A 16,805-nucleotide genomic window follows, 5' to 3' on the forward strand; every position below is an offset into this window, starting at 1 on the left:
GGGGATTAGGGACTAGGGATTGGGGATTGGGAAGAATCTTGCTCAGTCCCCACTCCCCAATCCCCAGTCGCATATTTATTTGCAGGACAATTGCGATCGATAATAGTCGTAGGCAACTCTTGATGATAAACACCTGAAGGAATAATTCCACAACCACCGTAAAGTTCCATCAGCCGTAACTGGACTAAGACATCTTCACCACAGTGTTCTGATGGTAACTGTTTCCAGAAAGAGTAACCACCTATACTACGAAGTTTTTCTGTATCATACATAACGCAACCGCCTATCCAAGCGATACGGTATTTACGCTGTTGTTCTGGAGTTAAACCCAAATCTTTTTGTATATGATAAAGATTAGCAGCATTATGCAAACGCCACCGTTCCCATTGAGGAGTATCGGGTTTTACAACCTCTGGTTGAACCGAACCATTCCAAAACTCAATTTTTTGTTCGCGAGGACGGATATCATCAATAAAGCTCAGTCCAATAACAGCACTACCAACGAAACCACAATTCTCTTCTTGTAAGGCAACGAGCATATTTTCAACCACATATGGTTCTAAAATTAAATCGTCATCCAGAAAAAGAGCATAAGTTGCTTTCGCCTGTTCCAGTAAAAATTGCCTTTGCTGTGCGATACCGCGACGAGGTAAATTTTTATAGACTTCCACCACATGACCGTGAGATTGAAGCACTCGCAAGACTGCTTGGACTTCTCCACTTTCCACAGGATTACTATCCTCGGTTTGATCCGCAATAACAACCCGAAAGTCACGGTAAGTTTGAGCTATCAGGCTAGTTAAAGTCACAGCTAAAGCAGTAGGACGACAATAAGTAGGTATCAAAATATCAATAGTCATTTGTTATTTGTCATTTGTCATTTGTCATTGGTCTTTAGACATCTCCAGAAATTAATTATGCATTACCTGAAAGTCCTGGTAGGGGCGCAAGGCATTGCGCCCTTACATCTCGGAGATGTCTATTAAACCTCTTGTATTAATAAATCCGCGTGCATCTGCGTTAAGGGTGCGGTTCATTATTCATTATTATCAATCAATCGTTGTGAGTGCCTTTTCCATCAATAAATCCCGATCCCAAAGCCCCGTTGTACCTTCCCAAGTTTCCCTTAACAGTTCGCAAGCTGCACTCACAACAGACTCTGGAGCCACCAGACTTAAACAATTCTGATGTCCCTCCGGACAAATGCTTTTATAGCAATTTTTACAAGGAACATCATGAAAAAGAACGCGATTCGGAACACCCCAAGGAGTATGCTGGGGATTAGTTAAAGCATACAGATCGACAACAGGTGTACCAACAGCTGCTGCAATGTGAACCGGACCAGTATTATTGGAAATTAGTAAAGGAGTTAACGACAATAGCGCTGCTAGTTCAGTTAGGTCAAGACGACCCACCAAGGAAGCTATGTTGCTAACAGATGCCATTGCTATGATGTCATCAACGAGTTCTTGTTCTGGTTCTGTACCCGTAAAAATGACTGGGATGTTAAAGTCCCGAACTAGACTCTTGGCAACAAGAGCAAATTTATCGGGTGCATACCGTCTTGAAGCTGCTGTTGCACCAGGATGAATGACTACCCAAGGATATTCGCGATCGATACCTTGTTGTTGTAAAATACTCTCGACACTAGTTAGAGCCTTGTTTGGAATTCCTAGAGACATTCTCTCGTCATCTGTATGACAACCGATTGTGGCAACTAAGTCGAGTTGACGGCGAACCTCATGGCGCAAGAAACGTTCTGGTTCTGGATCTTTTACCCAATCTGTTAAAAGTTGGTATGGGTTCTCATGACTATGAGCCAATCGTAAGGGGATATCTGCTAGATAACATAAAAACGCAGAGGGCAGAGGATTCTGACTGTAAACTGTAAAAATTACAGCACCGTCAAATTGAAGGTTTCGCAAGTAGTCAGCCATTTCATATTCAGGACGGCTATTTTGTCGGGGTGCTGTTGCTTTTAGCCACGGTGCATCATAAACAATGACATCATCGATTTCTGGCACAAGTGAAGCAGTGGTTGCACCTGCAGAGGATGTTAACAGTGTAATCTGACGATTGGGATGTGATACTTTGAGAGCGCGAATGGCAGGTGTAGTCATTAATACATCGCCAATGGTATCGAGTCTGATGCAGAGAATATTTTTAGCAGAGTTCCAGGGAATCATGGGATTGGGGATTGGGGATTGGGGATTGGGGATCGAATTTCGCTTAACTCATATAGGTCTTTTATTTGATTTTTAATTTACCTGTAGGGTGGGCATTGCCTACCAACAAGATTATGTAGTGGGCATTGCCCACCCTACACCCAGATTTCTCACAAATCATTTATGCTTCGTATATGTCACCTTTTTTAAGGTTAATTGTTTTGAATAATTTTTTTTATGATTTGTGTTGTTGAACGATTTTCTAGGAATGGTAATAGTTTGACCACACCACCAAATTGTTGTACTACGGGTGCTTCTGGTAGTGTTTCTATTGTGTAATCACCTCCTTTAACGTAAATATCGGGTTGCACTAATCGAATTAGGTTGATGGGCGTGTCTTCATCAAAGGCAATCACACGATCGACACAACCTAGTCCACTTAAAACTTGGATACGATCTTCTAATGAGTTAATGGGACGGGTTTCTCCTTTGATACGACGGATGCTGTTGTCTGAATTGACTCCAATTATTAAAATGTCTCCTAATGCTTTGGCACGATTGAGGTAGGAAACGTGTCCGGCATGAAGAATGTCAAAACAACCATTTGTGAAAACTATTTTGTATCCAGCTTTGCGATAGTTAGTAACAAGGGTGATGAGTTCTTTTTGGGGATTGGGGATTGGGGATTGGCGATTGGCGATTGGGAGAGGGGGAGATGTGGGGGATGAGGAAGATAGAAACAGTCGGAGTTCTTCTACAGAACAGGTGGTGGTTCTTTCATTTTTCACAACTACTGCTGCTGCACTTGTGGCAAACTCTCCGGCTAATGGTGTTGCTGCACCAGCTGCTAGGGCTAGGGTTAAGGCACTCGTATAAGTATCTCCTGCACCTGTAGTGCGAGATTGCTTAGTCGGTTGAGTGTGTGTACGGTGTGGTGGGGAATCTTGCTGAAAGATTATTGCACCTTCTGCATCTAATGTCACGGCAACTATTTTCGCACCTGTTATATCAAGAAGTTTGTCGCCGTATGGTGCAATTTGTTCTGCACGCGAAATTTTCTCTCGATCTTGGTTGGGGGTGCAAGGAGGAATTTGCAGTAATTGTGTTGTCTGTTCGTAGTTTGGTTTGACTGCTGTTACGTTAAGATGTCGGTATGCAGTGAGGTTTTTGGAGTCTACAACTAGAATACGGGGATGTTGCTGTTGTAGTTGCGCGATCGCATCAATGACTTTTGCTGTTAAAATTCCATAACCGTAATCAGAGATAATGACTGCCTGACATTTTGGAAATATAAGTTGTAGTTTTGCAATTAGTGCTTGTTCTGTATCGCCATCGATAGCTTTTGTTGTTCCTGTATCTATTCTGACTAGTATTTGTAATGATGCTATAACTCGTTGCTTGGCAAGTGTTGCTCTACCTGAATGAACGATTAAATCTGTCGTAGAAACACCATGTTTTGAAAGTGCTTTATTTAACCGCAAACCTTCTGGGTCGTCACCAATGACTGATAAAAATGTCACGCGACCGCCAAGAGTGGTAATATTGACAGCAGTGTTAGCTGCACCACCTGGAAAGTACGCACGATTATTAACAGTCACAACTGGTGCAGGGGCTTCTGGGCAAAGACGATCGCTAAATCCTTCCAAATAGCCATCAAGCATGGCTTCACCAATAACGACGACGTGAAGGTTGGCGATTTTATCCAGCAATACCAACTCAGGCTTCACGAATCACCTCCACCAGTGCCGATTGTTCCCTACATTCAGAATGACTATCCACAGAGAAAATCACTTGTGCTGCTGTTGCAAGGTCACTGACAATGAAATCTGGAGTTCGCAAGGGAGACAACTCCCATTCTGTCTCATTTCCATTGTTAATTAATATCGTTTTACAACCCGCATGGTGTCCGGCTTCCACATCATTGAGGATGTCACCAATAAACCAGGATGAGTGTAAATCGATATTGCGATCGCTCGCAGCACGTAATAATAAACCAGGTGCGGGCTTGCGACAATCACAAGCTATGGCATATTCTGAAACCACTCCATCCGGGTGATGAGGACAATAGTAAAAGCCCGACAAATTAATACCAGCCTCACCAAGAAGGTTACGCAAATGTTCCTCCACACCCACAAGAGCAGATTCTTGAAAATACCCGCGTGCCACACCCGACTGATTGCTAATGACAATCAACTCATACCCTAACCTTTCGAGAAGCAGTAGCCCCTCAATTGCACCTGTCGTTAGTTTAATATGCTTCGGGTCAACATTATAAGGTACATCCTCAATAAGAGTTCCGTCCTTATCCAAAAACACTGTTTTCTTGGGCATAGAGGATTGGTCACTGGTCACTGGTCACTGGTCACTGGTCACTGGTCACTGTTACGGCCAAGAACTTTCAGCCATTGGCAGAACCATCATTTCTGGAATAACAGTCCCCTCTGGAGTGGACAGCAAGAACCGAATAGTAGCAGCAACATTCTTGGGATTTTGTAATTTACTGACATCTATATCGGGGAATCGATCTAGTAAAAATGGCGTTTCCATTCCACCTGCAACCAAAGCTGTTACCTTAACATTGTAAGGACGAGCCTCTACGTGCAAAGCATGACTGAAACCTAAAAGCCCCCATTTACTTGCATGGTATGCTGAGGCGTTAGGCCAAGCACGCTTTGCTGCAGTGGAGGAAATATTAATAATGTGACCGCTTCCTTGTTCTTTCATAACTGGTAACGCGAACTTTGACATAATGAAAGGAGCGCGTAAGTTAACTGCAAGAATCCTATCCCAATCCTTGATAGAAAGTTCTTCTATTGAAACGGTGACATCTGTGCCTGCATTGTTAATTAAAGCATCTAAACGTCCGTATTGAGAAACAATCTTGTGAATTGTAGTCTCTACTTGTTCCTCATTGGTGACATCTAGTATTAACGGTTGTGCTTGAAAGCCATTTGCTTGAATTTCCCCACTGACTTTATTTACTAGGTCATCTCGAATATCAGCAACGACAACACTCGCACCTGCTGAAGATAATGTCTGACAGGTGGCTTCTCCAAGTCCGCGTCCACCTCCTGTCACTAAAACAACTTTGCCTTGTAGTTCTTGCATAGTTCTGACTCCTTAAATTGTCAAAGCTTTGTGATTTACGAGATGTGATTCAGTATTGGAAATTCGGCATTGAGGATTCACGTTTTCTCCTGTTGCTAGTCCCCTACTTTCGACTAACTCACATAAAATATGGAGAATAATGTGTTGTACTTCTTGGATACGTTGAGTATCAGTTGCAGGTACAACAACTGCTGAATCTGCTAGCGCTAATAATTCCCCACCATCGCCGCCTAAAAGAGCAATTGTATTGATGGGAAGATGACGGGCAGTTTTGAATGCTTCAATGATATTACGCGATCGCCCACTCGTACTAATACCGAGTAATAAATCTCCTGGTTGAGCAAATGCTTCTACCTGTCTAGCAAAAACCTGCTCGTATCCAACATCATTAGCCCAAGCTGTTAAAAAAGCTGTATCTGCTGTCAGAGCCATGACTGGCAATCCCGACCGTTTAGAGCAACGTAATTTACCCACAAACTCTGCAGCAAAGTGCTGAGCATCTGCTGCACTTCCTCCATTACCGCACACTAGTACTTTACCACCTAACGAAAAGCAAGAAAAGAGAAGTTCTGCAGCTTCTTGAATAGCAGCTTTCAAAGTGTGCCTAGATTTCTCCATGACTGCAATTGCTGCTGTAAAAGTTTCATCAATGAGGGAAGCTGAGGAAGAAGGTTCAGGGGAAGAAAGAATTGTCCTTTGCTTGTGACGAAGAACTTTTTCGTATAAGGAGGCGATGGAGTTTGTCACCTTTGTCCAAGTGAAGTGGCGATTGACGCGCTCTATCCCTTGCTCGCCCAAACGGTCTCGTATTTCAGGATTTTTGAGCAAATAAGCGATTTTATCTGCAATTGTATCTGGATTATTTGGCGGTACGAGATACCCTGTTTCAGAGTCTTTAACTGTGAACTTAATTCCTCCAACGTTAGAGCCAATGACAGGAGTTCCGCAAGCCATGGCTTCTAAGGGTGTAATGCCAAATGGTTCATACCAAGGTGTTGTGACAAATACATCAGATGCACAATAATAATATTTGATGATTTCGCGACTCCGACGCCCAACAAATGTGACTTGCGACTCAACACCTTCTTCCAAAGCAACAGCTTGCAACCGATGAATTTCTGGTGTGCTAAGAGGATCTGGTTCTTCTGACTCACCTCCTACAATCAACAGTCTTGCGGGAATTTGATACTGCTGCAAAATACGTCCAAAAGCTCGAATGACTGTATCTACTCCTTTACGAGGAACTAAACGTCCTAACTGAAGAATGAGATTTTCATTGAGGGGTAAACCTAGCTTTTCGCGAGCCGTGATTTTATCGATTTGCCAAAACTCGGCGGCGTCAAAACCACAAGGAATAATAGTTATATTCTCTTTTTTGGCACAGTAAAGTTTTCTCAAGTCTTCTTCATCCTGGGGACACTCAGCAATGATATGGTCAGCTTCTCTAACAATACGGTCTTCAATGGTAAAGCGATCGTCAGGAAATTCGTCTGCATCACCTTGCCAAAAACGGCGGACTCGGCCTAGTGCATGGAAAGTGACAATAAAAGGAATCGCCAAAATTCGCTTAATTTCTGCCGCTACCAATGCTGACATCCAAAAGTTAGCGTGTATTAAATCGTACTTGTATTTGTTTGCGTAAGAGGTCTTCTGACAAAAATTTAAAACATATGTTGTAAATTCCTCCATATACGGCAACATATCTTCTTTTCGCACGTATACAGCAGGACCTGCAGGAACATTAATAATCCGAACACCATTCATCCATTCTATAATTTCTGGGAGTTCGTCACTGTCCCTTCTGGTAAAAACATCTACTTTATAACCTAATGTAGCTAAATGTTTAGCTATCTGTCCTACATACACATTTTGACCACCGCTATCTGCACCTCCAAAAGAACCAAGAGGTGAAGCATGTTCGCTAATTAAGGCAATGGATTTAGTCATTGGGGATTGGGGATTGGGGAACTCGGGGCCCCCTTTGGGGATAAGGGGCAATGGGGATTGGGCATTGAGCATTAGTAACTGGTCACTGGTCACTGGTCACTGATTACTGATTACTGGTAACTGGTCACTGACTAATTTAAAAACTTTGTCCCAATCCTGGGTAAATCGCTTGATATTAAAGCGTTTTTGTGCAGTTTCTCTTGCTCCTTGACTTAGTTTTTGTGCCTGTGTTCTATTATTTAAAAGTTGTTTCATTTGAAGAATTAGCTGGTCTATATCAGTATTGATATAACCAGAAACTCCGTTTTCTACAACTGTTGTCATTTCTGTTGTTGCTAACCCAATAATTGGCAATCCTACCATCATTGCTTCGCATACAGCAAGCCCTAAACTGGTGTAGCGAATGGGATTGAAGAAGAAGCGGTATTGTGAAGCAAATGCTGGTAGTTGATGGTGTGGTATTTCACCAAGTCCCCCTAGTTTTTCTGCACCCATACCAACTAAATCTAGAGGAATTTCTTGACGGACTCGTTCAAAAATATCGACACCCAAACGACGACCTCGCGATCGCAATCCGTTGACAACAACTAGTCCCCGTTCTAGTTCGCCCGTATAATAGATACCATCTGGTATGGTTACACCATGTTCAATAACATAAGTAGGTGTTTGACCGCTATCCCACATCAGTTGGTTAAAGTGAGTGACGTGAACGAGTAAAACATTTGGATCGTTCACAATATGACGAGTATCTGTTGGGTGTTCCCGTGGGGGATCGTGTTCCAAATAAATTTTTGGAAGTTGTCGTTGTGACTCGGAGAGAATTTCGTACTGGTCTTCTAGGTAGTTTTTGCGTGACTGAAATAAAATACAGTCTACTTGAAGATTTTTTACCTCTGAAGCGGGAATGTCACGAACATTATCTGACCAAGGTAAGCCACCCAAACGACCTCCATATCCTTCTGGTCGTTCGGGTTTAACAGGCAAATAAAATTCGTGCGGACTTTGAGTTAGGTAATACAGATAACTACCATGGATGTGCCAAGTTAAAATACGCATAATAAATTATGAATTATGAATTATGAGTTATGAATTATGAATTATTTATTGAGAAAGAAGGCTACCACCAAACTCTTGCGATCGCCCAATACGTATTGGAATTCCTGCTAAATAGCAAATATAAGCTAAAGAATATGGTGATTCTCCCGGCTCTGTACAAATGATAGCTGCATCAAAACCGCGCTGGCAAAGTTTATAAATCAGAGCTAATTCATGTTCGGGATTAACAAACTTTGTGCCAATTTCTTCATGAACAAATACCTCATCTACCCAAGATGAATATGAATTAATTTTGTGTGAAGACCCTATCAAAACGATAAATGCATTGGGCTGTAATTGACGCAATTTTTCTAGTGTCGGAAGAATTTGTGTCTGGCTGCAATCGCTCCCACTTTGTATAACAAGAATATTCTGCACGTTCTGCCAATTATCTAGTAGCATTTAAGACTTCCTTTGGCAAAAGTTCGTCTATGTGAGCCATGACCGTATCCAAAGTAGGATGTGGGGAGTGGAAAGTAGAAGACAAGGGGGACGCTATAACAACACGATGGCGATCGCGATTGAGTGGAGCCCAACGATTTGGATCTGAGTTAGAGAAAATGACAACGCTCTTAACTTGCAAAGCAGCTGCCAAATGAGAGACGCCTGTATCATTGCACACTAATAAAGCTGCTTGACTTAAAAGATCTGCCATTGCACCCAAGCTAGTTTGACCTGCCAAATCAATTGGTTTGGTCTGCATCATCTCTGCAATTGACTGTGTTAAACTCGCTTCTGGAGCCGTACCAGTTAATACAACCTGAAAACCACGAGCAGCAATAGCATCGGCAATAGCCGCAAACAACTCTTTTGACCAGCATTTTTCTGGTACGCTTGCACCGGGATGGATACAGACATAGTGACCTTTCTTCAGGGCTTGGGTAGCCTCTATTTGCTGTAAAGCTAAAAAATCTTCTTGCCATAGAGGAAACTCTAAGTTGTCTCCTTGCAATGGAATTCCCAAATATTCCATTAAGTGTAAATGACGCCATACCTCTGGTCGGTCTGTAGGGTAAGGCAAAAAATAATTTGGGTCTGGACAGTATTGTCCGGGTTGGTAAAAACCAGCATTAACGCGAGCACCCAGCAAGACTGTGAAGGAATTGCTAACAATACCGCTACCATGCATCTGCAATGCCAAGTCAAAACGTTGTTGCTGGACGTTAGCAAAAAACTGCGGTATTTTATGAATTGGTGGTGCAATTTCTGGAATTCCAGGATAACCGGGAAATTCCAGAAAATCATCTAAGTAATGACTGAACCGCTCTACGAAGCTTCGCGCCCATAGAAGACCAATTAAGGTAATTTTGGCTTGTGGGAAAGCAAATCTTATTGCTCTCATGGCTGGTACAGCACATAGTAGATCGCCTAAACCAGGAAGCGATCGCATGATGGCTATTCTAGCAATGGGTAAATGCTTGCTAAGTCGATTTTCTTGTAACACGCATATAGTATCTGTTCGCATAGTCAAATCTCTTCAAATATGATTAACTATCTACTAAGTTTGAGTTAGTATGATACCGGACAACAAATTCTACATATAGCAGGTTTTGGTGTAAATCCCGGTATGTTAACCAACCTTGGCTGAACTACACAGCCCTTAATCCCTTGGCTAAAAGCATGAGGGAATTCTTTTCGCAAGATGTTGTAACTTCCGTTCACATCTGCATTAATTAAACCGGATTTGGACTTATATAAACCCCGTTTAATTCTTTTTCCTGAAGGCTTCCAATTTTCCGGTTTATTTCCATAATCAGGAATTGTGTCGAGATCGATAAAGCTGGCTTTGGACGTGTAGGATTCTTCTCTAGTATAGACTTTGATTCCATTGATGGCACCTTTGTAAATCAGCATATCTACAAATTTACGATGTGGAATTTGGACAAATTTTTGGTTATTAACTCTGCCCATATGAAGAGCGCGCTTCCAATCTGGATTTAAGCCAATAACTAGAGTACCAATCCCTTCACGAACTAAAGTTTTGATGATTAGACTTGATGAGCGATGCAGGTAAGAATCAATTTTGTGATTCCGTCTGCGAGTCAGCAACTCCATCCTGACCGACCAATCAATACCATGTAGCTTTTTATTGATACTACGCAATTGAGAAATAGTTTTGTTGTAACGGTTGTTAATGGATTTAATTGGTCTGCCATTAATAAGAATTGGCTGAAAACCAAGCTTATTTGTAGTTACAGCACCTAATACATTCACTCCTAAATCTATAGCAGCAACAAAACTACTATCAAGAAATGGAGTATCTTCTACAGTGTAGACAACCTCTATGGTGTAGCATCCTGTTGCAGGAACGATACGCACACAGTCATAATTCAGTGCATGATTGGTTTTTATTTGGATATTGCTGGAATATAAATGAATAATCCCTTGTTTTTTGGCATTTTTAGATGCTCTAGTGTTGGGATATTCAACTTTGTATCGCCCTGTGCGCGGTTTATAATTTGGTGGCTTTGGTCTACCCGTAAATTGGGATAGATTAACAATACATTCCTTTAATGCATTGAAAAATCCCGTCCACTCCGCGTTTAATGACTTCACTACCTGTTGTGCTAAAAAAGCTGGTAGTGCATGGTAGCATGGGTAAGATTTCATCAATGCATCAATATTTCGATGCAATAAGGTCTTACCAAATTTAATTACCCCATGCCCATAAAACCAAGATTGACGTTGAACATAGAGTGTTTGGTTTCTAATTGTATTTGCGTGTTGGCAAATTTGGTCGCACTCTGCCCAATCAGGATGTGATTTATTGATAATATGTTTTTCTACTAGTTGCATTTCCTCCGTCACCAATGTACTATACATACCAGTTAACCAGTACTGATATATTTTGTCAACTATGGGTTTCAAAAAAAATCATGAACATAGAATGTTACCATCAGGTTCAGTCCCCTTAGACCGAGAAGCTATTGCGTTTAAGGGAAGGGTAGGACAAAAAGAAAAATTAAAGCTAATCCCTAATTGGCAGGAAAGAATGAGGGATTTTGTAGATGAGCTAATTCAAGAATTGACTATAAATGATTAAATTTGGCTATATCCTGAACGAAGTTTCGCAATACCTCCCAAGCGACTAATATAAACATACTCTGCGCCTCGTTAGAGTTCATTGGGCATATGACCAAAGAATTTTTTGCTTTGTACAATTGCAATTGTGCAAATGCACAAAAAGAAAGCACGAAGGAGAGCAAAGGTTATAAATGATTAACCTATGCTCCCATGAATAATGCGCCTAGAGAGAAAATGTTAAGGTAGGTAATGTCTGTTTGACTTATTTTCAGCCCTACATAAAACACTAAAAGCAAGAAAGAAGCGGCTGTTGTCCGAGGAATAACTTTTCTTTCTCTAAAACCAATAAAATAGTGTAATGGCATGACCAATACCGAGAAGCCCAAAAATGTCTCTAGAGAAATGACTGCTAAAAACGCGATCGCAACACTGTTGTAAGTGACTGCTACTGCCGTCCAAATACAGAAGAGAATGAGAGAATATAGAGAGAATCTATCGAGCTTGCTTTCTTCGTAAAACTGTTGAAGTGTCTGTCTGTGCAAATATTCACTAAAAGTTAATGCTCCAATTAAACCCAAACAACCCGGTAGAGCAAGAAATTCAGCGATTCCAGAAGCAACCCATCGACCCCCAACCATCGAAGCCAAACAGACAGCATAAATTACAATTTCATAGACTCCAGGAGGGATTGCAAAGAGAATGGGTAGCAAATAAAGTACGACAAGCCAGCCAATGTTTACCTCGTAAATACATTGTCAGCTTATGATAGATAAGGTACTTTTTGAAAAATAGCACAAAAATTGCGAGAAGAACCTTAGTTACCAGACGGCTCTGCTTTTTCTACGGAACCATCGTTTATCCCCAAAGTGAACTGTAAAGGAGTGCGTGATGGATATGCCTTGACCACTTCTCTATACACTTGATAATTAGTGGGTAATGTTCTTTGTTCTCCACCTACTGTATACGTCAATTGGTAGTCCACAGATTTCAATAATTCAATCGGACTTGCTTGTTGTCCCTGTTTTCTTTGTTCGACTTCATCCACTGAAGGTCTTGGCGGTAAAGCAGCCCACCACAATCCCTTATCATCGGGACCCGTGACTGCTCCTTCTGGCTTTATACCATTACGATTGAGTAAAGAGGTAGTCCCAAAGGTTTCAAAACGTGGTGATGTTTCGGTAGTTAGGTCGTTGGCATATTTAACTTGCCAAGTATACTTTGTTAGTGCTGTCGCTTCGTACTGAGTGGTGGTTAAGGTGGTGCAACTAGTCAGCGCGATCGCTGTTGGGATAAGTAATGTCAAAAGCAAAGCTTTCATTGGGGATTGAGGGTTGGGGATTAGGGCTAGAAGAATGGTTTGATACGTGAAGAATGATTAGCGTTCGCTCTGTACACAAGGGTGAATCGTTTTTCTAAGCTTCATCATTTGTACTAGTTACCATTGCCATCAAGATTCCTAAAATTTTATCTACAGGTGGAAACAAATATATGGTAGGGTCAATGGTTACTGCATTATTTCTTAGACTCAAAAAAGTCCACTGTGTTGCTGTAGTAACTACACCAAAAACTTGTTGTATATCTTTATTAAACTTATTGGCAGCCACCATTTCAGCAATACATTGAGGTAAGCCTAAAGCTAGATCTGACTTTTTGGCTTCAACTACGTTTATTACGGGTTTAACGATTGTAATACTTATCGGACTTTTTGATATTAAGAAGTCGCACACACCGTTTAAACCATTTGATTTGTCTACATTAAACGTTTCTCCTGAAAACACGTTAATAGGGGGACTGGAAATTTCTTGTAGTTCTGTTAAGATGGGACTGATGACTCGTTCGCTTTTTTCTTTTTCACTTCTCAATTCTAGAACAACTCTTGTCGTGTTTCTTCTGAGAATTTCATTAAGTAAATTACTGGGTTGTATTGGTGGAGCAGCTGAAAATAACTGTGGTGTTTCTTGAATTAACTCTAGTTGAAATTGATTGATTACACTGGGTAAATCGTTGAAGTCTGAGTAAGCCATAATTGTTGTTTTATTCTGAAGAGTAATACACAACCGATTTCAGTCCACAAGTGGGGATTCAGTAAATGGCGCTCGCGCTCTGATACCAGGGGTGCGCTTTTGTGTACATTATGCCTCATTCTCTGAGGATGGGGTAGATAAGCGCGAGCAAGGAATGCTACTCCATACCCCTACTCCCCAATTAGATGGTAAAGTAACACTAGTCCTCCAGAATGATGGCACGCTAGAGGGTTATGTTATGAAAGTTATTCATGGTACATGGATACCTCATGCACAGACTGGCTTTTTTCAGTCGGGTTCCTTTTACTTGTGGGTAGAAACCCCTTTCTTCAAAGAATACCGCACTCACCAGACATATCACCCAGGACATCTCAGAGGAGAGGAATTAGAAACATTCTTAATACAAGCGTTAGGCATCCAAGAGCCAGCAGTTAAACTGCAAGAACGCATATCTACAAAATACTTTGTTCTGCCAACGAGTAGCGATCGCCCCCTACCTTCTCCAGAATTAACGAAGTATTTAGAGGAAGAAATCCCAGTAGAATACGATGAATTTAAATACTGGCAGATAGATTGCTACGAAATCGTCACAACAAGCAAAATCGATAATTTTCAAACGCCTAAAGCCATTAATGCTATTAAACTTATCAATGATATCCACTTTTTAGCCCTCTACAATTCTCAAGAAATTCAACTAGGTTCAGACCTTTTATTTTGGTATCACTACACGCAAGCTTTTAAGCAAGTTATTCTTAAAGACCAATATATTCCATCATTAAAATACAGACAATTAGAGGTTAGCATTTCTAAGAAAAAGGGAAAACAGCCACAGACTAGTACATCCTCTTTTGAAATCTACCCTTCTTGGGAAATTATCTCCGAACAATACGAATCAAATCTCAAAAAATACGTTGAATATATGCCGCTTATATGCGTAGCAGGTTCAATGACACCCAATGATTCAGTTGAGTTTTTTGATAACGAAACACTATTGCGTCACTTTTCTGAGTTTCTACTCGACAACATAATCACTCACACACCGTTTCCAGCCTCTTTTGATAAACAAATTTCCGGCTCTTTGCTCCAAAGATGTCTCGATCCCAACAGACATAACCTAACTTCCACTAATACTTCTCTAGAAGAATACAAGCAATGGTTGGTATGGAAAACCAAAATTACTCGCACTCAAATTGATTCTCCATTTAACCTCTGTTTCCAATTACATTCCCCTACCCCAGATGCTCTAGACAATTGGTTTCTTCAGTTTCTAGTTACTAGTAAACAAGACCCCTCTCTAAAACTAGCGCTATTTGACTATTGGACAATGAGTCAAAAAACCAAAACACGAGTACACCAAGAATTCGGTCAAGACTTTGAAACAACTTTGCTACTCAATTTAGGGTATGCTGCACGGATGTATCTTCAGTTGTGGCAGGGAATGGAAACAGAACACCCTACAGGATTGCGGCTGACATTAGAAGAAGCGTTTGATTTTCTTAAGGAAACGGCTTGGGTACTAGAAGATACTGGTTTTAAGGTGATTGTACCAGCTTGGTATACTCCTGCTGGTCGTCGTCGCGCTAAGATTCGTCTCAAAGCATCTGCTTCTAAGCAAAGTGTAGGAAAAGGTAAAACAAAAAGCTATTTTAGTCTCGACTCACTCGTACAGTATCAATACGAACTAGCCATTGGCGACCAAGTTGTCACTTCACAAGAATGGGAACAACTGATTCATGCTAAAGCACCTCTCGTACATTTTCGAGGTCAGTGGATGGAACTCGACCGAGATAAAATGCAGCAGTTACTTGAATTCTGGGAGTCTCAAACAAAAGAACAACAAGAAATGACTGTACTGGAGTTCCTGCAACGCAGTGCGGAAGTTGGGGAAGAGTGGGAAGTCGAACACGATGAATTTTTATCAGAAATGATGGCTAAGTTGCAAGACAAAAGCCAGATCGAACCAATTAGCGCTCCTATTTCTTTACAGGGTAACTTGCGAGAATATCAAAAACGTGGCGTATCTTGGTTGAGTTACTTGGAACGTCTGGGGCTGAACGGCTGTCTGGCGGACGATATGGGTTTGGGTAAGTCTGTGCAAGTTATTGCCAGAATTGTTCAGGAAAGGGAAGCGGGAGAGGCTATTTCTGACTCTTTGTCACCTACTCTCATCGTCGCCCCTACCTCCGTGGTAGGAAACTGGCAAAAGGAAATTGCTAAGTTTGCACCTCATATAAAAACAATGGTGCATCATGGTAGCAGTCGCTTTCAGAATGCTGCTGACTTTCAAGCCGCAAGTCAAGAACATGATGTAGTCATTACTTCATTTACCTTGGCTCGAAAAGATGAGAAGCTTTTAGGGAGTGTGGAATGGCAACGAGTTGTGTTGGATGAGGCACAAAATATTAAGAATCCTAAAGCTGCTCAAACAAAAGCTATTTTGAAACTATCAGCAAAACACCGTCTTGCTTTAACGGGGACTCCTGTAGAAAATCGTTTGTTGGATTTGTGGTCAATTTTTAACTTTCTCAATCCGGGCTACTTGGGCAAAGAGGCGCAGTTCCGGAAATCATTTGAAATTCCCATTCAAAAGAATAACGACAAGGTAAAATCAACGACTCTCAAAAAGCTGGTTGAACCTTTAATTTTACGTCGTGTGAAGACAGACCGTTCTATCATTAACGATTTACCTGATAAAGTAGAACAAAAGTTATACACGAATTTGACAAAAGAACAGGCTTCACTTTACGAAGTGGTGATTAGAGATGTTGAGGAAAAACTGCAAGAGGCTGAGGGAATTCAACGGAAAGGGTTAATTCTCTCGACTCTTATGAAATTGAAGCAAGTATGCAATCATCCAGCCCAGTTTTTGCAGGATAGTAGCGAGTATTCTTTGGAGCGATCGCATAAATTCAGTCGCTTAGCAGAAATGGTAGAAGAAGCAGTTTCAGCAGGAGAAAGTTTACTAATTTTTAGCCAATTTACAGAAATTTGTGAAGCGATAGAAAAATATCTAAAACACTCTCTTCATTGTAATACTTATTATTTGCATGGCGGGACTAGTAGACAGAAGAGAGAGAATATGATTAGTGAATTTCAAGACCCAGAAACAGAACCATCTGCTTTTGTACTTTCCTTAAAAGCAGGAGGTGTTGGTATCACTCTCACCAAAGCAAACCACGTTTTCCACTTTGACCGATGGTGGAATCCAGCCGTTGAAGACCAAGCAACCGACCGGGCTTTTCGGATTGGTCAAAATAAAAATGTTTTTGTTCATAAGTTTTTGGCAATTGGAACTTTAGAAGAGAAAATTGACAAAATGATTGAAGATAAGAAAAAAGTTTCTGCTAGCGTTGTTGGTTCGGATGAGTCTTGGTTAACTGAATTGGATAACGAAGCATTTAAGCAACTTATTGCCTTGAATAAGAGTGCAGTTTTGGAGTGA

15 protein-coding genes are annotated in these 16,805 nt (G+C 41.1%); 2 read left to right on the plus strand and 13 right to left on the minus strand.

What is annotated here, in order from left to right:
- Positions 1-5: 5 nt before the first annotated feature.
- The 10 genes from ACKTT2_RS50945 to ACKTT2_RS50990 all read right to left on the minus strand — a co-directional run bounded on the left by ACKTT2_RS50945 (position 6) and on the right by ACKTT2_RS50990 (position 11,138).
- Positions 6-860: a glycosyltransferase family 2 protein gene (locus tag ACKTT2_RS50945; RefSeq protein ID WP_407900760.1), complete on the minus strand. Its 855-nt coding sequence runs from the start codon at positions 858-860 to the stop codon at positions 6-8.
- Between the two features lie 189 nt (positions 861-1,049).
- Positions 1,050-2,186 (minus strand): lipopolysaccharide heptosyltransferase II, encoded by a 1,137-nt coding sequence (gene waaF, locus ACKTT2_RS50950; RefSeq protein ID WP_407900761.1) that lies wholly within the window; start codon positions 2,184-2,186, stop codon positions 1,050-1,052.
- A 191-nt stretch (positions 2,187-2,377) separates the two neighbouring features.
- Positions 2,378-3,892, minus strand: coding sequence for a D-glycero-beta-D-manno-heptose 1-phosphate adenylyltransferase (rfaE2, locus tag ACKTT2_RS50955; RefSeq protein ID WP_407900762.1), 1,515 nt, complete (start codon positions 3,890-3,892; stop codon positions 2,378-2,380).
- Positions 3,882-4,517 carry a D-glycero-alpha-D-manno-heptose-1,7-bisphosphate 7-phosphatase gene (locus ACKTT2_RS50960; RefSeq protein WP_407900763.1) on the minus strand — a complete coding sequence of 212 codons (636 nt, stop codon included), beginning with the start codon at positions 4,515-4,517 and terminating at the stop codon, positions 3,882-3,884. The genes rfaE2 and ACKTT2_RS50960 overlap by 11 nt, the downstream gene beginning before the upstream one ends.
- 30 nt (positions 4,518-4,547) lie before the next feature.
- On the minus strand, positions 4,548-5,273 hold the full coding sequence (locus ACKTT2_RS50965; RefSeq protein ID WP_407900764.1) for an SDR family oxidoreductase: 726 nt from the start codon (positions 5,271-5,273) through the stop codon (positions 4,548-4,550).
- 12 nt (positions 5,274-5,285) lie between these two features.
- Positions 5,286-7,220: a glycosyltransferase gene (locus ACKTT2_RS50970; protein WP_407900765.1), complete on the minus strand. Its 1,935-nt coding sequence runs from the start codon at positions 7,218-7,220 to the stop codon at positions 5,286-5,288.
- A gap of 96 nt (positions 7,221-7,316) precedes the next feature.
- Positions 7,317-8,276, minus strand: coding sequence for a glycosyltransferase (locus ACKTT2_RS50975; RefSeq protein ID WP_407900766.1), 960 nt, complete (start codon positions 8,274-8,276; stop codon positions 7,317-7,319).
- 45 nt (positions 8,277-8,321) lie between these two features.
- Entirely contained in the window at positions 8,322-8,717 is a 396-nt protein-coding gene (locus ACKTT2_RS50980) for a glycosyltransferase family 9 protein (RefSeq protein ID WP_407900767.1), read from the minus strand.
- A complete protein-coding gene (locus tag ACKTT2_RS50985; RefSeq protein ID WP_407900768.1) occupies positions 8,704-9,780 on the minus strand; it encodes a glycosyltransferase family 9 protein in 1,077 nt (358 codons plus the stop codon). Before ACKTT2_RS50985 ends, ACKTT2_RS50980 begins: the two co-directional genes overlap by 14 nt.
- Positions 9,781-9,824: 44 nt before the next feature.
- A complete protein-coding gene (locus ACKTT2_RS50990; RefSeq protein WP_407900769.1) occupies positions 9,825-11,138 on the minus strand; it encodes an RNA-guided endonuclease InsQ/TnpB family protein in 1,314 nt (437 codons plus the stop codon).
- 34 nt (positions 11,139-11,172) lie between these two features.
- On the opposite strand from ACKTT2_RS50990, the gene ACKTT2_RS50995 reads away from it, so the two are divergent.
- A complete protein-coding gene (locus ACKTT2_RS50995; protein ID WP_407900770.1) occupies positions 11,173-11,358 on the plus strand; it encodes a hypothetical protein in 186 nt (61 codons plus the stop codon).
- 181 nt (positions 11,359-11,539) lie between these two features.
- Here ACKTT2_RS50995 and ACKTT2_RS51000 read toward each other — a convergent pair whose 3' ends face one another.
- The 3 genes from ACKTT2_RS51000 to ACKTT2_RS51010 form a co-directional block, all read right to left on the minus strand.
- A complete protein-coding gene (locus ACKTT2_RS51000) occupies positions 11,540-12,049 on the minus strand; it encodes a hypothetical protein (protein ID WP_407900771.1) in 510 nt (169 codons plus the stop codon).
- A gap of 104 nt (positions 12,050-12,153) precedes the next feature.
- Entirely contained in the window at positions 12,154-12,657 is a 504-nt protein-coding gene (locus ACKTT2_RS51005; RefSeq protein ID WP_407900772.1) for a hypothetical protein, read from the minus strand.
- A gap of 94 nt (positions 12,658-12,751) precedes the next feature.
- Complete coding sequence (locus tag ACKTT2_RS51010; protein WP_407900773.1) at positions 12,752-13,363, minus strand: hypothetical protein; 612 nt, start codon at positions 13,361-13,363, stop codon at positions 12,752-12,754.
- A 238-nt stretch (positions 13,364-13,601) separates the two neighbouring features.
- On the opposite strand from ACKTT2_RS51010, the gene ACKTT2_RS51015 reads away from it, so the two are divergent.
- Entirely contained in the window at positions 13,602-16,805 is a 3,204-nt protein-coding gene (locus tag ACKTT2_RS51015; protein WP_407900821.1) for a DEAD/DEAH box helicase, read from the plus strand.

It is taken from the genome of Scytonema hankhaensis NUACC26, from assembly GCF_045865695.1.
In the GTDB taxonomy this organism is placed as follows: domain Bacteria; phylum Cyanobacteriota; class Cyanobacteriia; order Cyanobacteriales; family Nostocaceae; genus Scytonema.

Coding starts and splice junctions, on each gene's coding strand:
- ACKTT2_RS50965 (WP_407900764.1), bottom strand. CDS start 5,273: ATGCAAGAACTACAAGGCAAAGTTGTTTTAGTGACAGGAGGTGGACGC.
- waaF (WP_407900761.1), bottom strand. CDS start 2,186: ATGATTCCCTGGAACTCTGCTAAAAATATTCTCTGCATCAGACTCGAT.
- ACKTT2_RS50970 (WP_407900765.1), bottom strand. CDS start 7,220: ATGACTAAATCCATTGCCTTAATTAGCGAACATGCTTCACCTCTTGGT.
- ACKTT2_RS50980 (WP_407900767.1), bottom strand. CDS start 8,717: ATGCTACTAGATAATTGGCAGAACGTGCAGAATATTCTTGTTATACAA.
- ACKTT2_RS50985 (WP_407900768.1), bottom strand. CDS start 9,780: ATGCGAACAGATACTATATGCGTGTTACAAGAAAATCGACTTAGCAAG.
- ACKTT2_RS51005 (WP_407900772.1), bottom strand. CDS start 12,657: ATGAAAGCTTTGCTTTTGACATTACTTATCCCAACAGCGATCGCGCTG.
- ACKTT2_RS50975 (WP_407900766.1), bottom strand. CDS start 8,276: ATGCGTATTTTAACTTGGCACATCCATGGTAGTTATCTGTATTACCTA.
- ACKTT2_RS51010 (WP_407900773.1), bottom strand. CDS start 13,363: ATGGCTTACTCAGACTTCAACGATTTACCCAGTGTAATCAATCAATTT.
- ACKTT2_RS51015 (WP_407900821.1), top strand. CDS start 13,602: ATGAAAGTTATTCATGGTACATGGATACCTCATGCACAGACTGGCTTT.
- ACKTT2_RS50945 (WP_407900760.1), bottom strand. CDS start 860: ATGACTATTGATATTTTGATACCTACTTATTGTCGTCCTACTGCTTTA.
- ACKTT2_RS50995 (WP_407900770.1), top strand. CDS start 11,173: ATGGGTTTCAAAAAAAATCATGAACATAGAATGTTACCATCAGGTTCA.
- ACKTT2_RS50990 (WP_407900769.1), bottom strand. CDS start 11,138: ATGTATAGTACATTGGTGACGGAGGAAATGCAACTAGTAGAAAAACAT.